Raw genomic sequence first — 16,773 nt, forward strand, 5'->3', positions numbered from 1 at the left:
TTTAACTATGAATAATAAGACACTTAGTATCTACCTATTAGTAAACGCCCTACTGTTCTCAGTCTCGGTAATGGCTAACAATAATGTTCAAAACTGCGAAAGCACTATGGACAGCAATACCGAAGTGTCTCGTTGCTTAGATGGCGTTAGAGAAAAGAAAGACCGTGAATTGCAAACCTGGATAAATAACCAAACGTTTATTTTAGAAGAGTTATCACTGATTAATGGCCGAAGTACTTCGCTAGATATGTTTAAGCGCTCACAACAAAACTTTATTACCTACCGAGAAAATAACTGCCGCTGGCAATATTTAGTACTAACCCCTGATGAAAGCGCGGCTATCGCTTATAAAAAATGCTATATCACGTTAACACAAGATCGTATTGAAGAATTAACACGCCTAAACAAGCATAACTAAATATTTTAGCTCTAATGTATACTCATAATTGAGTAAATATAGTGAGAGTAAATTTGCACTCAAATACTTTAAAACTCTGTATTGAATTCATCACCACGATAACGAGTCACCTTAAACTAAGCTCATTTATTGCTGTTTCTAAGGCGTTTTACTTGATAATAACTTAGCGCAGTATCGGCTCCCCAAGCTATCAATAAAGCAACGGCTAAAAGCTGTGCGGCAATAGCTGAGAAAATATCAGGGGCTTTCATAAGCGTTGCCATTAAAGAGTCGCGATAATAAAAAAACCATTGATGCTCTGCCGGAAATATTACCGTGTGCAAATAATAAAAAACCTCGGTAAAGCCCCAAATACCTAAAACCACCACCAGTAAAACAGTAAAACTTAAAAGTGAAATAATTTTTTGCTTACCTGTTGGCATTTTCCTTATCGAGTTAACATTTATTTTATCTATATTTAAGCCATATAAAAATAACACCCCAAATAACAATATCAAGCTTCCCCACCATAATTTTTCAACTGCGTTTAATAACTTGGCAACATCTTTAAGATGTAGTACCTCAGCATTGGTTAACAAACGTTTAGATACCGCGTGATTATTTACATAATTGATGTTAGCTAAACCATGGCCTTGTTGATGAATCGCTTGAACAATATCGGCAAATTTCGTTTCATGTAGCTGGATATTATCAATAGGGAAATCTCGTTTACCTTGAGTATTCTTCGGAACATTTTTTATGACTACGTCATTAATATGTAAGGTTTGATACCAAAAACTATACAAGAAATTTGTAGTTTTACTTATCTGCCAGCTAATACCCAAAGAGAAAACCAACAATATTAGAGCAAATATACACCAAATAAATTGCCTCAAAACAGCACCTTTTTTCATAAAAATATACATAACCTTATTAATTAAATACGCTACAGCCTGCTTTAGTTTATCGCTTATTAGTTTGAAACTAATTAATAGTTGTACATTAACATATAGTTAAGCGTTTAAGTTTAAGGTCAGGTATAAGAAAGATAAATGAACGCTTTTATATTAACTTAAAAGAATAAATCTAACCCAATCACATCAAAGTCATTGTTGACAAATTTTTTCAAAAAACTTTTATTTCAGTTTGTATTTCCACTTGAATTTTCATTTAGCATCTCGCCAGTTACTACCCAAAAAAATATGCTAAAAAAGATGACATAAAAATAAATTCAATAATACTTGATCTTACCTTTAGAACGATATACTGTACATACATACAGTATACCGAGGTAGGCAATATGATCAACGTTAACAAAATAGATTTAGATTTTAATATCAATAACTTAAAGTCAATCACCACATTAACAAACCCAGTTAAAACAGAGTTAACTACTGCTTGGTGTAACGTAGTGCATGTGAATAACGCCATTGATTTAACTGAAAAATACCAAGATATTTGCCAGAAACATTACGACAATAGCAAGTGGATTTTAATGATTAATCCCGAAAATGACTCGCTAGAGCAACTCTCTACTATGGGGAAAATTAACCCTGAAAAAATATTGAAAGTAAATACGAATAAGGTCAATGTTAGCTTAGAAAATATTAAAAGCACTTTATTAAAAGGTACTTGCTCTGCAATGATATTGAATGATGCGAGTTATAATGAAGACGAATTAAATGACATAGCACACTGTGCAGCTATAGGGAAAACGCAATGCATATTATTGCAACATCACCAGAATTGCCAAGCACAAAAATTACATTAAACCAGACTTAGCTTTCAAGCCGAGTCAGAAAACTTAACCTGAAAAAATAATTCAGACGCTTATTTAAATACATCGCTTTATTTATAAAGACTGACTTATTTAGGCTGTTCATAGGGCTTAAATTAAGCCGGCTTAACCGACAGTAAGCTCAAAATATTGCCATATATGAACTTACATAAATAGCTCAACGACTTTGCAATGTCATGATAAACTCTTAATAATTTAATTTAGAAGAATATCTCCATGCAATGTCCATGTGGCTTAGAACTTACCTTTGCACAATGTTGCCAACCTTTAATAACGGCGACAAAGTTAGCAAACTCCCCAGAGCAATTAATGCGCTCTCGTTACTCTGCTTATGCAACAAATAATGCTGAGTACATTTACCTTACCTATGCAAGTTCTAGCAGGCTTGAACAATCTATTGCTGATATAGAGCAATCGGCCATACAAACAAAGTGGTTAAAGCTTGTTGTTCATAGTGCTAGTGAGTTCCAAACAAGCAGCAATAATAATGACAGTGCACAAGTTATGTTTTCAGCATTTTATCAACATCTTGGGAAAATATGGCAAATGCAAGAAAACTCAAATTTTATTATTGAAGATAGTGTTTGGCGATATCTAGATGGTGATGTCTCAGAAAGTAAAGTACTAAAAAAACCGAAAAGAAACGAAGCGTGCTTTTGCCTGAGTAATAAAAAATTTAAACAGTGTTGTGCTAACGCACTTTAAGCAACAGCCTCAACAATAGCTGACTTCTCAAGGGTATTTTTTATGCCAGATAACCATGCCTCAGCGTTAAACGCTAAATTGGGCTGAGGTCGCTCTAATGCTTTATTTTTATATTTTTGCTGACAATACAAGCTTGTGTTACTCATTACTTGCTGGTTTATAAAGCGAGCATCGTCACGAAAGGCTAAAGGATTAGGGCTTAATGCATTCATCAAACGTAGGTGTTCTAAACGTTTAGACTCAATTAAATCAGCTTGATTAAAAAGTTGCGTATCCTCAATATCCTTTAAAGCAATTGGTGCTTCATTAGGGAGTTGGAAACGCTTTCGTAATAGCTCTGATGTAGTGACATTGGTAGGCGTAACGGTTTGTGGTAGTTTGAACTGGCTATGAGCTCGAACATCATCGGTTAGCATAGCGAGTAACAACGAAAAATCAGCACGACGTTCGCTATGAACACTTTCGTTAAGCTGCTCGCCTAATTGAAGTTCATGAACAAGAATGTCGTTTGATATGTTTACTATTGTCAAAATAATCTACTATTTTACTGCCGATATTTATTTATCGGCAGTTAAGTAAATTACTTTATGGTTGGATTGAATTAATTAGCTATTTTTATAATATTTACAGGATATTGTACAATTACTATACATTAAATTACAATGTGCTTAATTGGCCAACTAAGAATAAAACTCGCACCACCGTTTTCACTATCAACAACAGAAGCACTACCACCGTGCCATTCCATAATACGGCAAACTATCGCTAAGCCTAAACCAAAACCACCCGTTTCACGATTGCGTGAAATGTCACCACGAGAAAACGCATCAAAAATTGTGCATTTAAAGTCGTCACAAACACCTTCTCCGTTATCCGTCACTTTTATCTGACATTGATCGGCATTTTTTGAAATAGTGATATCTATTTCACCATTGCCGTATTTTATTGCGTTAGAAATGTAGTTGTTCAAAGCTCGTGCGATAAATTGTTTATCAAGGTCAACTTTATCTTCGCCGAGTAAGTTATTCACCGTAAAGTTTTGTTCAAATTGCTGGAAATTACCGACTTGGTTTTTAACAATATCCACTACTGCTTCGTTGGTAAACTTTAGCTCCGGCTTTTCATTATCAAAACTGGCATAAATTAGCATTTCACTGATCAGCTGTTCTAGCTCACAAATATCTTTACTAATAGCCTTACGGTATTTTTCTTGCTTCACTTTATCATCAGTACACTCTAACATTTGTAAAGCAAATTTTGTGCGTGCTAAAGGGGTGCGTAATTCATGAGCTACTGCGGTAGATAATTCTTTATGAGCATCAATTAAACGTTTAATACGACTCGCCATAGTATTAAAAGCCGTCACCATAGGTTCAGTCATTGTTGATCTTGCTTTTGGGGCTACCATATCAAAACTTTCTTGACCAAAAGCTACGGCTGTTTTTCGTAACTGATCTAAATCACGAGAAAGAGGCCGTAACCAAAAAAACAATAAACATGCTAAACTTGCCAGTAAAACAACACGAACTAAAGCCTCAACTCTTGGCCTGGTTGGCATTTTTGCTGGGCCAAGTACAATCACAGCACCTGTACTCTTAATGCGGTGATGAATTTCTACGGCGTCATTATCATAAAATATATGGGTGTTATCTTCTTTAATAACATCATGGCGTTGATGACTAATTTTTTCTGCTTGCTGTTCTGACATTAGCTTTAATGACAGCTTCCATTCTTTAGAAGCACCCGACAAAATATCTTGCCATTCGTTTTCAGGGTGTTTTTCTAAATAATTAGAAAGCGAGAGCAGCATACTTTTATAACCAGTATATGACTCTATATCTTGTTCTAAATAAGAGCTCCACACTTCATCTAACATCCAAGAAAAGATGATAAAGATAGAGATTATTAGAAAGTATAAGCTAAAAAATGAGCGACCTAGTTTCATCAAAGTGCCTAAATAGAGGAAAGAAATTCTGATGAGTTGGCGTAGCAACCCATCAGTTTACACATTGAAATAATGTTTAGCTCCATGCGTCAGGAACAAATAAGTAGCCTTGACCCCAAATGGTTTTAATTCTGAAAGGTGTTTCATTACTATCTTGCAGTTTTTTACGTAAACGTGAAATACGTACATCGACACTTCTGTCCATACCATCGTATTCACGACCAACAACGGCTTTATAGATGTAATCGCGATTTTGCACTTCGCCTGCACGGCTAGCTAACAACCAAAGTAAATCGAATTCTTGACTGGTCAGATCGACATTTTTACCATGTAATAACACTTGTCTTGAACCACGACTAATGTGGAGTTCTCCGCAATCAATTTCCGCACTTTCTTTACCTTCGTTAGGTAATTGTCCACGACGTAATAACGCATTAACTCGTGCTAATAATACTCTTGGCTCAACAGGCTTAATAACATAGTCGTCAGCCCCTATCTCTAAACCTAACACTTGATCAAAATCAGTGCCTTTTGCGGTTAGCATTAAAATGGGACCTTTGAAGTTAGGACGTAACTCTTTACAAACGGTAAAACCATCTTTGCCTGGTAGCATAATGTCTAAAATAATTAAATCAGGTACAAATTTATCCACACGTTTTTCGACGGTATCACCTCTAAACTCTTGTTTAACATGATAACCTTCGTTTTCTAAAAACTCTGTGACTAAATCTGATAACTGGCGGTCATCCTCAACGAGCAATATCTTCTTTACTGACAATTTATTATCTGACATTAATTTGGCCCTACTTTATTACACTGAACTAACAGTCTTTTTCATGGATGTATTATCAACACGGTTCAATGTTTATTTTAGCGTTTTACCGCTAATCAATAAATAACAACCATTGAAAGTATGAATGACTCTAATTTTTAATAATCATAAAATGTTTATAATTAATTAACAACGCTATGTACAAGGTGTTACGGCAATAGTACAACTTATTACCGCGAGTTAACACTTAATTACACTTTTCCAACCACCTGATTTTAAATGGTTTTTAATAAAATAAACTCTCAAGTTATATTCATTATACTTTTGAGTGAAGTTTACTTAATTACTAATGACATTTATTATGTTCGAACAAATCTATGTTAATAATTGCTGTTAAGTACGCTATGACAATTCACTTACCCCAAGCACAAAAGTCGACAGAGAGTACCTCTAACGCCGAAACATTAGTAGCCAAAAAAACGCTATTTTCTGTCATGCTTGTTGTGCTTTTCAGTTGCGCCGGTATCGCCCTACCTTATCCTGTGTTAGCACCTATTTTTTTAAATGAAATTAGTCCTCTCACTACCTTTGCAGATTTACCCAGCAAAATTTTGTTAGGCATAATATTAGCAATCTATCCATTAGGGGTTATTTTAGGTAGCTCAGTGTTGGGTGCCGCTTCAGGGGTTTATGGTCGAAAGAAAACTTTAATTATTACATTAATGTTAACGGTTGTGGGTTATGTACTCTCAGCATTAGCCGTGATGGCTGAAAGCTTTTTATTGTTAATCTTCGCTCGTTTTATTACTGGCGTATTTTCCGGAAACATCAGTATCGCAAAAGCTATTGCGATAGATTTGTCGCCTACGCTAGATAAAACCCATACATTTAATTTGGTTAATGCTACAGGTTATATTGGTTGGTTGTTAGGTCCTTTAGCAGGAGGTTTGCTGGCAATATATGGTTTAGATACTGTTTTTTATTTTGCGGCCTTAGCTCTAGTCATAGCGCTGTTCAGTGTCACCTTGGTTTTACAGCCCGACAAAACTAACCTCAATAAAACTCAGGTTAAATTTTCTCAGCTTTTTAGTAAACAAAACTCATTTGCTTTACTCGCTAATACTAAGATTAGACGCATATTTTTAATTTATTTATTGGCGACTCTAGGTCTTAATGCTTATTATGAATTTTATCCAGTTTGGTTAGTTGAGAACTTTAATTTTTCTAGCCTTAATATTGGATATATTACCGTTGTATTAACCTTTTTTATGACAATAACCAGTGTTTTTTTTGTTAAAAAGTTAAAGTTAATTATGGGTCTTAAGTTTGGTGCAATATTCGGTATGCTATCACTGGCATTGCTTTTAGGTTTACATATGGTGCTATCTTTATCTAGCCTATGGCCAGTTTATGCCATAACCGGTATTTCAATCGCCATATTTAATGGCTTATTACCGGTTTATATTTCTGAGCAATATGCCGATATTGAGCAAGGTCAACTGATGGGGCTAATAACCACAACTTTTAGTCTAGCAAATGTGCTGATGGCGCTTATTGGTAGTGTGCTAGCGTTGCTGGGTGCGCATTGGGCGATCTTATTTGGCGCTGTGTTACTTATTATTGCCTCGGTTGACTTTCACTTTAGTCAGGAAGATATTCGATAATGATAATGCATGGACATACGTCTAACCTTAGCCCATATGAAGCTAAAAGCGCTAAACACTGTTTTGTATAAATTGCATAGTATTAGCTTTGCTTGTAGGTTATTGCTTCGGGCTAGTCCTTTCGGACTCATGTTTCGATATAAATTAAAAGTACATAATTAAAGTATATAACTGAAGTGCTTAACTGAAGTGCCTAACTACTTCGCCATTTTTGTTCAATCCATAATACGATTAGCGATATAAACATAATTAACCATAATAAAAATTTATTTACTGGCTGATATGCAGAAGATAAGTGAGCGGTTTTACTTTCCAACGCTACAACATTCGAAGGAATAATATTGTTCAAATCCCCCGACTCTAATTGATGTTCACTAGCTTGATGCTTAATAGCTTGCTGCCAAGCTGGAAAGTCTCTTTCGCTATAATAATAACGATGTTGTTCACTAAGAATGGCTTGTTTATCATTCAATACTTTAAAAGAGTGCCAACCTTTAATAGCGGCTATAAACTGGCCACATTGCTTATGTGTTGAAAGCGGATATGTCGTTAGTTTCATGTTCGGAACATCAAGTTTTTCTAGTGAAGATATTAAACAAATATTTTCAAAGTTTTTTACTTTAGCAACAGACTTTGGCGATGGAATTAACCAGCGGGTATTATTTTCCGCACGCGATAGGTTCAATAATAAGTACTGCCAATAAGCGCTATAGTACGCTGGTGTAATTTGCGACGACCATTGATATGTCTCGTTTAATGTCGTGAGTGAAACAGCTCCTAAACCTAAGGGTTGCTTCACGACTAAAGCTTGGCCAGTTGCTGACTCCACCAGCGATTGGCCCTGTTTAACATTCATATTTATTGTAATTGCTTGCGGTGAAATAACTTCGCCCTTTGCTAAGGAAGGTTGATTAGGCCAGTTAGCTGCAACCTGATTAAGAGACGGGTCAATTGGCGTTAATTGAAAAAATCGTAACAGTTTACTTAATTTGTCCCAGTTATTATTTTCAGTTGATAGCAAAGCACCATCGGCATTAATTAATAGTCCTAGCCCTTGTTTTATAGCCTGATAAAGCGCATCAAGTTCGCTTTCTTTTAATGCTAACAACATTCTGCTATCCACTATCAAAAGATCATAATTATCAAGTATTGCTTTAGTTAATTCGGTTGGTTGAGCTTTATTTATTTCTTGGGAAGTATTCACTCGCTGTTGCGACCATTTACTTTTACTTATTTGACTAATAACCGTAACTTCACTGCCCGTTTCACTAAGCCATTGTTTCAAGCGTCTTGTTTCAAAAGACGGTGCTGATTGTTTTATTAACACCCTTGGTTGGTTGCCATTTATAACGCTAAAAGCAATATCTTCATTTATGTTTATTAGGCGTTTATTGCTATTTTTTACATTAACAGCTACAAGCTTGTTTATATCGTTTTTCGGTAACTCTTGCAGTACCAGTTGATAATTAAATAAACCTGTTATCTTGCTCGTCGAACTTAATGAAAAAGTATGATTACTCTGCACGATCACACTATCTTGAATACGCCCATTACTTACTAAGCTCAGCTCGAACTTAGTATTACTATCTAATAGATGCTGAAAGCGCCCTGTTACTGTTAATGATTGTCCTAAAATCAACTGTTTCGGCCACTGTAAAAAACTTAAACCGGTTATTGGTTTACTTTTATAGAAGGTAAATTTAATAGGGTTTTGTGCAGGTGTACTTATGTTTAACGGTTTTGAAGCTTCAACGTTAGGAATTTTTGTAATTAAGTCTGTTGTGTCGAGTTTATTCGCATGCAACTGGTTAAAGGCATTTAATTGTTGCCACTGTATTTTACTTAGACCATCACCAAAAACTTGCAATAAGGTGGGTATGGTATAATTTTCTATATCGGTATTTGAATAAGTTAGCTTACTTAGCGACCAAATATCGACAAGCTCTTCAATGGCAGTAATTACCACTACCTTATCTTGATAATTATGAGCTAGCCACTTTTTTAATAATTGATTATCTTTAGATTTTTCTGATGGCGTTGTTAGTAACCAGATACGATTAGCAGACTTTAGCACCTTATCTATTTTACTTTTATCAATGCCAATAATATTAAAATCTTCATTATATGATGATTGTTTAAAGCCATTAGTAATTAAAACGTCATAAGTAGATGTGGGTGCTTTTACCTGAAAAGGTAAAAGAAACAGTAATACACTGATAAAAGCAATAACATTGCCAAGTATTAATAATGAAAGATGGGTGTATTTATTTAATCCACCGGCTTTTTGTGTTGTTAAACTGCTTTGAGCTTCATGTGTAAAGCGTCGATAAATTAAGCCACAGCTGACCAAAAAGCCTAATAATGCGATAAATATGATTGCCCAATGAAATGGTGTATTTACCATTAAACGTAAGCTACCAAAATCAATGTGGGTTACTGAAGTCATCACAAGTTAGCCTCTAAAAATTGACTATATTGTTCAACCAAAGGTTGTTGGTTTTCAAAGTCTTGTATTTTACGATTCGGACTAGAAGTTGGGCTTGGTAATAACTGCGCAATTTTACCTGCTAATAAGTTAATACATTGCTCGCATTGTGATAAATTTAACCTTTGTTCCAGTAATATTTGCTCAATAACCACTAAGACATCGACTAAAGCAGGCCGATCGTCAATAAGTTCTTCTATTGCTAATTTTGCTTGTTTAACAAGCGCTAATTCGTCAACAGATAATGGTACGCTTTTCGTCAATTCACTTTCATTTTCAACATAGCTAGTGTTTTGAAGTATCACTGTTTTTGGTCGCTTACTGACAACTACAAGCTGTTGATTAACATTATTCAATAGTTGCAAGAATTGGCGAAATACGAGCCGCGTTTGATCAGATAATTGCTCAGGTTTAAAGCGTGAAATTTGCACCGAGTTCGCTAGAATATCGCTTTGTTCGCCTTGATAGCGGCGCTGCTCGGTTACCGGTGGTGGCTCAAAACCCAGGCGCTTTACATAAATACGTTCCGCTTTTCTCGCTAAATTTAGTAATTTAAGTGCTTGTTGTTCAAAAGGTAAAGCCAGTTCGGGCTCAGACAGCATCAAGTGCAACTCGGCCTGCCACATATTCGCTAAACTTTTTTTCATTAGGGCTCGCGGATCTTGACTTGTCATTACCCCAACATCACTATCTTCATGGTTATGTCCGTATTTATTAATAAGCTCCATACGGGCTGAACCTTGGCTATTATTTTTCGTAGTGTGGTTTTCATGTTCGTGAGCCGAATTGCCACTAGGGCTTACCGTTTTATTCGCAGAAATAACAGCATTAGCGCTACCGCCTAGCTCATCGTGTATATGTATTTTCGGTTTAATATGCTCTTTGTCATGATTGTCATGATGACTATCATCAGACTCTGTGGCTTCATTTTCCTCCCGCTCAACTTCATCCCCTAGGTACTGACCATATTTTTCTTTCAGTGTACTTTGTGCCACACCTAACAGTTCTGACTTCTGATTAAAGCTTTTGCGATCAAGGTCAAGCTTATCTTCAATTAACGCTAGGGTTTCAATAATAATTTGTCGTTGGCTTTTAAAATATTTAGGCATGAAGTCAATCAGTATTCCATCAGCATTAATACCTGTTTGCTCTTCGTCTAACCAACGTATAATTTTAGTTTCTGAGCGAGTCTGTTGATGCTCAGGTTCACGATTATCTGTTGCAACAATACTAAAATAGAGTTCGTCCCCAGGCTCCATAGCTAGCTCTTCTATCGACCACCTTTTGTAATAATGTTGTTTAGCGTTAACCATAGTATTGCTGTCGAATGTAAAGTTTTCATCTCTAAACTTGACGCCTTCACCAGAGCCTTTGGCTATTGAAGCCTTTATGTGAATATCGGTTAGTGCAAAGTCATCTGATATTTGTACTTCAGCAAAGAGTGCAGGCTCTGTATTTTTTCCGTACTCGGTTATGGTACTTTTAGGATTAATAAAGCGAATTTTTGGCGCGTTATCTGGAGTTAAGTTTATCCGAAAAACATCTGAAATAGCTTCGACAACTTCGCTAGCTTGATCCTTAGTTGCGATATGGTAAACCATGCTTTTGTGCTGTGTTAATTCAACCTGAAATGTACCATCAGTTTGTATAATTAATTGATGCTGCTCGCCATTAGAAAAAATCAGAAAGACGTTTGCGCTTTGTTCAGAGATTGTTAACTGCCAGCGCACTTTACTGCCCACTAACGTATCAACATCTAACGCCTGAGAGGTAAATTCAGTTGGCTGCCCTTCTGCTACGCTATAGCTTGGTGGCGTTACAGTAACGTTTGTAGATAATAGCTGAACAACCGTATTATTTTGTTCGTTTTGGTTTTGGTTTTGGTTTTGGTTTTTATCGTAAATTTCATGAATGTTGTTATCTGCAGAACCCAGCAAAAATAACGCTTTATCAATTAAGTTGAACTGAGTGAAAATCAAAAAAATTATGAGCGAAAAAAACAGTGATACATTGCGAAAGATGAATTTTCTCTTGTCAAATTCAGGTGTAATTTCAGCATTATTTATTTGAGATTGTTGTAGAATATCATTTAAACGGACTAACACTTTGCTCTGTTGTAGTTTCTCTAAATTAGACAGTTTATCTTGTTCTAGTAATAGCAATTGAGCACTTTGTTCGAGTGATTCAAAGCGACTATTTAGATGAGCGATCAGGTTTTTCAATGTAATGTTATGATAATTTTTACTACGCTTTATTAACACCAGCTTAGTCATTATGCCGAAAATAAATAACATCACGCCAGCTACCGCAAGCTCATTTTCAGTAATATTACCAACAACATTAGCAGCAACATCACCAACTATATTTAAACCGCTTAAAGAAAGGCAAAATGAAAACACCACTAACACAATTAACCAAAGCGGCAAAAATAATAACAAATGCTGCTGCAGGTGCTTACGTCGCCATTGTTGTAGTATTTGATCTAGCGAGCTAAGAGTTAGTTGTTGATCATTCTTAATATCGCTTTTAAGCGCCGGATTGTTTTTATCTAGCATGTTATTCAACATTAAACATCAACCTTAGTAGGAGATACGGTTGATGTACTATAAGTTTTGATATTATCAATGTTACTAGCACCATCAAAAGCTAATGTTGATGTTTTGCTGCGGTTTCTTCTACGATAATACTCACTAGCTATTCGCTCAAGGCTCAATAATATAATAATCAGTAGCGATAAGAATTCAGTCCAATAATTTTCATTACTTTGTTGTTTAACGATTATATCTTCAGCACTTTTTAAACGTGGAGTAACACTGTTATTTTTAGCTTTATCTTCAAAACTCACCGTTTCATGCTCATCTAAAACTCGATCTTCATTGCTAGAAACTAATTGAGTTATTTGTGTATGTGTTAATGTTTGCTGATCAACAAACCTGTTAATTTGCCATTGCTGAAATAGTATTGATTGTAATAACAACGGAAATTGTTTTGATACTATTAAGTTACTCCAAGACGCTGAAAACCTTGAATACAGCTGGTAAACATTACTTTCGTTAACTGTACTTTCATGAGCATTACTTTCGTTAACTGTGCTTTCTTTAGCACTATTTTCGGTGCTTCTACTTTGATAAGAATGAGTCGTTTTCGTTAACATATCAGCGCTAGCGCCATCGGGTTGATTAAGCTGCCAAAGTGTTTCTTTATATACACTTGTAGGCTTTGGACTTAATTGTTTTGTAACATCTAACGGCAAAGCGCGTTGATAAAACCTAGCCTCGGTACCTAGCAAAGTTGAGTTATTATTGATTTCGCTAGCAGTACTCAATAATGAGTTCTCTTGCGGATTTTGTGCATCAACAAAAAGGTTTGTGCCTGTCGATAACGCCTGCATTATTTTATGATTAAGTTTTTGGCTGCTTAAATAAAATATCCAGTTAGGCTTATTATTCATTGCTTGTTGATACGGCTCTGATTTTTCAAGGCTGTTGTGGCTAAAGTAGCTAACAGATAATTGTGCTGCCGTTTCTTGTTTAATTAATGCAAAGGCTTTCTGAATATATTTAACATCTTCGAAACGATCTTGATCGTAAATCAACACCACATTCATTGCATCAACATATTGTGCGTCGGCTTGATAACTCGTATTAAGAATATGCCATTCAAGGGTGTTATTAATATTATATTGGCCCCCTTGTTGCGATAATTTATATTGCGCAGCACGATCAGTAACAAAAAATTTAATGTCGGTTTCTGGTGCTAATAATTCACTAAACGATACCAGGTTTTTAAGTATATTTTCAGTTTGAAGGATATTTTGCGTTTGAACATTGGGCTTTGGCTGCCATTGTAATATTTCATTATCAGTTATTAATTTAGTTTTACGGTTTAAAAGATAAATGGGTTGCTTTAGCGCCTGTTCGATTAACTGTTGTCGCTGTGTCGTTGAACTTTGATTTAACCAATCAGCACTCACAAGATAAATTTCTTCATTTTTAATCAAAGGTTTAGTTAAAAATAGTTGTGCTAACAGTAATATAGAAAACAGCAATAATAACAGTCGTAATAACAATAACCAGAATTCGGTTAAACGCACCTTTCTCATACTTTTCGGCTGTTGAGTGTCGATTAGTGCAATATTAGAAAACTTAATCTGTATTGGTTGGCTTTTACTGATCAAGTGCAACACTATTGGCACAACTAAGCCTAATAATGCAATAAAACCCCATGGGTTCTGCACGACAAACGAAGCAAAGAAATTTAAACTCACCTGCGATTACCTTTATGCCTGATAACGAGGAAATCAACTAAAGCTTGATCTAACGCTTGGTCGATATTTGCGTGAAAATATTGGATGTTTTGTTGGGCTAATTTCACCTTCAGTGCATCGTTCAAGCGCTGTTTGTTTTTAAAGTATCCCGCCCGCACTTCTTTCGCTGATACTTGACGGTACTGATGAGTTTCTAAGTCTTGAAAATTAACGAGCCCCTGATAAGGGAAGTTAATTTCATCATCGCTGTCTAAGTGAAAAGCAACCACATCGGTTTGTTTATTACTGAGTTTTGAGGCTATCTCGAGTAACTCTGCATTTACCTGATGAAAGTCACTAATAATGATCACTAAGCCATTTTTACGTACAGCCTCAAGGTGAGTTAAAATCGCTTGTGCATTGGGCACACCCCCACTGACCTTTGATTGCGTTAAGGCATGTAATATTTTTTGCCAATGACGTTCGCCTGACAAGGCGGGTATTTGTTTTTGCTCAGCTGCGCCCAATGTTAACAAACCAACCGAATCACCTTGTTTTTGTGCTAAATAGGCAATAGATGCAGCTAAGTATTGCGCATAAGTTATTTTATTCCATTGCCCTATTGTTGAAGCTTTATTCTCGCCTTGAGCAGATTGTTGCAGCATAGACTCACTGCAATCAACGACTAACCAAACATTGATATTACTTTCTCGTTCTGCTTCTCGAACAAAATATTTATCTGAACGAGCAAATAGTTTCCAATCTATTTTGCTTAGTTCATCGCCAGGCTCATAAGCTCGGAACTGGCTAAATTCGATACCAACACCTCGTTGCATACTGGCATGGTTGCCGTGTAAAAAACCTTGCGCTAAGGCTTTAATCGCTAACGGTAAATCTTTAACGCGTAATAAGGTTTTGGCATCAAAATAAGGCTTTTGCACGTGTATTACCTGCTTACTGCAATGGACTGTTTGGCAAACGTACAAAAGCTAATAAGTCTTCAATGACCATATCAGGCGTAATGTTTAAGGCCTCCGCTTGAAAATTCACTAAAATTCGATGCCGTAATACTGCCGGGGCAACAAACTGAATATCGGCCAGCGAAATTGCATATCGACCTGCCATTAAGGCTTTTGCTTTTGCACATAATATTAAAGCTTGTCCGGCTCTTGGTCCTGCTCCCCAACGCACATGCTCTACAACACTTGGGCAGTAATCTTGTGATTGCTTTGCCTCTTTATCGTTAAGCTCGTTAGCAGCTGCAGGCCTTGTCGAACGAGCCAAGTTTGCTGCATAAGCCAATAACTCATCTGAGACAGTGACATTTCGAACAAGCGCTTGTAAGGCAATAATATCATCACCTGTTAGTACTTGGGTTAATTCGGAGTGACGTCTACCCGTTGTACGTTTTAGAATTTCAATTTCTTCTTGCTCTGTTGGGTAGCCAACACGTACAAACATTAAAAATCGGTCTAACTGTGCTTCAGGTAAAGGATAAGTGCCTGCTTGTTCAACCGGGTTTTGAGTGGCTAAAACAAAAAATGGTTTGGGTAAGTCATAACTTGTACCGGCATAACTTATTCGACGCTCTTGCATCGCTTCTAATAATGCAGCTTGGGTTTTAGGCGGCGTACGGTTTATTTCATCAGCCAATAAAATTTGGGTAAATACCGGACCTTTTTGAAATTTAAAAAAACGTTCGCCACTTTCATGATCGGTTTCTAATATTTCAGTACCGACAATATCGCTAGGCATTAAATCTGGCGTAAATTGCACACGATTAAAGTTCAAGGCTAATGTTTGTGCTAACGAACTTACCATTAAGGTTTTCGCTAATCCTGGCACACCTTCTAATAAACAATGTCCGCCAGCTAATATACTAATTAATAGTTCATCAATAACGTCTTGTTGACCCACAATAACTTTGGCTATTTCGTCACTAACTTGATTAAGCTTGCCCAGTAATTCGGTTATCTGTTGCTCTTGCATGTATATTCCATTTTATAAATTTTTAATCTTTAGCTATTCATAGCGTACATAACAATATTGACAGCGAAGCGGGTATTATCTTCCTTTAACCAACGTTTATTTCTAAAATCATAATCCCATTCACAACCTAAGTCTTTATTACTATATAACACCGCAATTCGACCATCGATTTCTATGGCTTTTAAATAGTTATGTACTAAATTATCACCCCAACCATTAAGTTCTATTGACGTTCTTGGTGGGCCTTCAAACTTAAAAAATGAAGAATATATAGCGTGGTCATTGGGAATTTTTTTTAATGCACCTTCACCAAAAATTTCACGCATTTGTCGCTCAAAGCTGCGTGCAAACATACCATCTATATCATGGTTACAGTCATCAACAAAAACAAAGCCACCGTTTTCAACATATTGTTGGAAGTTTTGTTTTTCTTCGCGATTAAATTGCACTAAGCGATGCCCTGCTAAATAGCAAAATGGTGCCGTCAGCATTTGTGGATCAGATAAAGGAATGATTCGCTCTTTAATATCCACGCGTAAACTGGTGTATTCTATTAATGAGTTCAAGACATTGGCAGGCATTCTTTCGTCAACTTCCCAATCACCTGATTCATAGCTCAAGCGTGTAAAAAAGAAGTCAATTTGCTCTTGGGCACTCAATTGTAAAAACGGTATGGCACAGGTACCTACCGTAAATAGTGACAGAGTACGGATAAAGTTACGTCGATTCATATAAACTCAAGAAAATTAAGGGTAAACAATGATGATTGATT

General features: G+C 36.1%; 14 protein-coding genes. 4 read left to right on the forward strand and 10 right to left on the reverse strand.

All coding sequences use genetic code 11. The annotated features are described in order from the left end of the window. Window positions 1-7: 7 nt before the first annotated feature. Complete coding sequence (locus tag AC27H3_RS09940) at window positions 8-418, forward strand: lysozyme inhibitor LprI family protein (RefSeq protein WP_487105834.1); 411 nt, start codon at window positions 8-10, stop codon at window positions 416-418. Between the two features lie 122 nt (window positions 419-540). On the opposite strand, the gene AC27H3_RS09945 is transcribed toward AC27H3_RS09940, so the two are convergent. Next, window positions 541-1,293 carry a lipoprotein intramolecular transacylase Lit gene (locus tag AC27H3_RS09945; protein ID WP_487105836.1) on the reverse strand — a complete coding sequence of 251 codons (753 nt, stop codon included), beginning with the start codon at window positions 1,291-1,293 and terminating at the stop codon, window positions 541-543. Between the two features lie 404 nt (window positions 1,294-1,697). Between AC27H3_RS09945 and AC27H3_RS09950 the strand changes: the two genes are divergently transcribed. Together AC27H3_RS09950 and AC27H3_RS09955 are read left to right on the forward strand one after the other, a co-directional pair. Then, a complete protein-coding gene (locus AC27H3_RS09950) occupies window positions 1,698-2,168 on the forward strand; it encodes a hypothetical protein (RefSeq protein WP_487105838.1) in 471 nt (156 codons plus the stop codon). Between the two features lie 243 nt (window positions 2,169-2,411). Beyond that, window positions 2,412-2,900, forward strand: coding sequence for a YchJ family protein (locus AC27H3_RS09955; RefSeq protein WP_487105840.1), 489 nt, complete (start codon window positions 2,412-2,414; stop codon window positions 2,898-2,900). Here the strand turns inward: AC27H3_RS09955 and AC27H3_RS09960 are convergent. From AC27H3_RS09960 to AC27H3_RS09970, 3 genes are all read right to left on the reverse strand, one after another. Continuing rightward, window positions 2,897-3,430 carry a VC2046/SO_2500 family protein gene (locus tag AC27H3_RS09960; protein WP_487105842.1) on the reverse strand — a complete coding sequence of 178 codons (534 nt, stop codon included), beginning with the start codon at window positions 3,428-3,430 and terminating at the stop codon, window positions 2,897-2,899. The genes AC27H3_RS09955 and AC27H3_RS09960 overlap by 4 nt on opposite strands. A 122-nt stretch (window positions 3,431-3,552) precedes the next feature. After that, window positions 3,553-4,845 (reverse strand): ATP-binding protein, encoded by a 1,293-nt coding sequence (locus AC27H3_RS09965; protein WP_487105844.1) that lies wholly within the window; start codon window positions 4,843-4,845, stop codon window positions 3,553-3,555. Window positions 4,846-4,921: 76 nt separating this feature from the next. Then, window positions 4,922-5,638: a response regulator gene (locus tag AC27H3_RS09970; protein WP_487105846.1), complete on the reverse strand. Its 717-nt coding sequence runs from the start codon at window positions 5,636-5,638 to the stop codon at window positions 4,922-4,924. A 383-nt stretch (window positions 5,639-6,021) separates the two neighbouring features. Between AC27H3_RS09970 and AC27H3_RS09975 the strand changes: the two genes are divergently transcribed. Beyond that, window positions 6,022-7,281 carry an MFS transporter gene (locus tag AC27H3_RS09975; protein ID WP_487105848.1) on the forward strand — a complete coding sequence of 420 codons (1,260 nt, stop codon included), beginning with the start codon at window positions 6,022-6,024 and terminating at the stop codon, window positions 7,279-7,281. 193 nt (window positions 7,282-7,474) lie between these two features. On the opposite strand, the gene AC27H3_RS09980 is transcribed toward AC27H3_RS09975, so the two are convergent. From AC27H3_RS09980 to AC27H3_RS10005, 6 genes are read right to left on the reverse strand one after another with little or no spacing between them, the layout of a single operon-like run. Continuing rightward, the gene (locus AC27H3_RS09980; RefSeq protein WP_487105849.1) at window positions 7,475-9,727 is read right to left on the reverse strand and encodes a hypothetical protein; all 2,253 of its coding nucleotides are present in this window, start codon (window positions 9,725-9,727) and stop codon (window positions 7,475-7,477) included. Then, complete coding sequence (locus AC27H3_RS09985; protein WP_487105851.1) at window positions 9,727-12,333, reverse strand: Ig-like domain-containing protein; 2,607 nt, start codon at window positions 12,331-12,333, stop codon at window positions 9,727-9,729. Before AC27H3_RS09985 ends, AC27H3_RS09980 begins: the two co-directional genes overlap by 1 nt. Further along, entirely contained in the window at window positions 12,333-14,033 is a 1,701-nt protein-coding gene (locus AC27H3_RS09990) for a BatA domain-containing protein (protein ID WP_487105853.1), read from the reverse strand. Before AC27H3_RS09990 ends, AC27H3_RS09985 begins: the two co-directional genes overlap by 1 nt. Continuing rightward, window positions 14,030-14,953, reverse strand: a complete 924-nt coding sequence (locus tag AC27H3_RS09995) for a DUF58 domain-containing protein (RefSeq protein ID WP_487105855.1) — start codon at window positions 14,951-14,953, stop codon at window positions 14,030-14,032. The genes AC27H3_RS09990 and AC27H3_RS09995 overlap by 4 nt, the downstream gene beginning before the upstream one ends. A gap of 13 nt (window positions 14,954-14,966) precedes the next feature. Beyond that, on the reverse strand, window positions 14,967-16,001 hold the full coding sequence (locus AC27H3_RS10000; RefSeq protein ID WP_487105857.1) for an AAA family ATPase: 1,035 nt from the start codon (window positions 15,999-16,001) through the stop codon (window positions 14,967-14,969). A 29-nt stretch (window positions 16,002-16,030) separates the two neighbouring features. Continuing rightward, entirely contained in the window at window positions 16,031-16,732 is a 702-nt protein-coding gene (locus AC27H3_RS10005) for a DUF4159 domain-containing protein (protein ID WP_487105859.1), read from the reverse strand. Between the last annotated feature and the right edge of the window lie 41 nt (window positions 16,733-16,773).

This window comes from Colwellia sp. NW0002-52-1, from assembly GCF_057550865.1.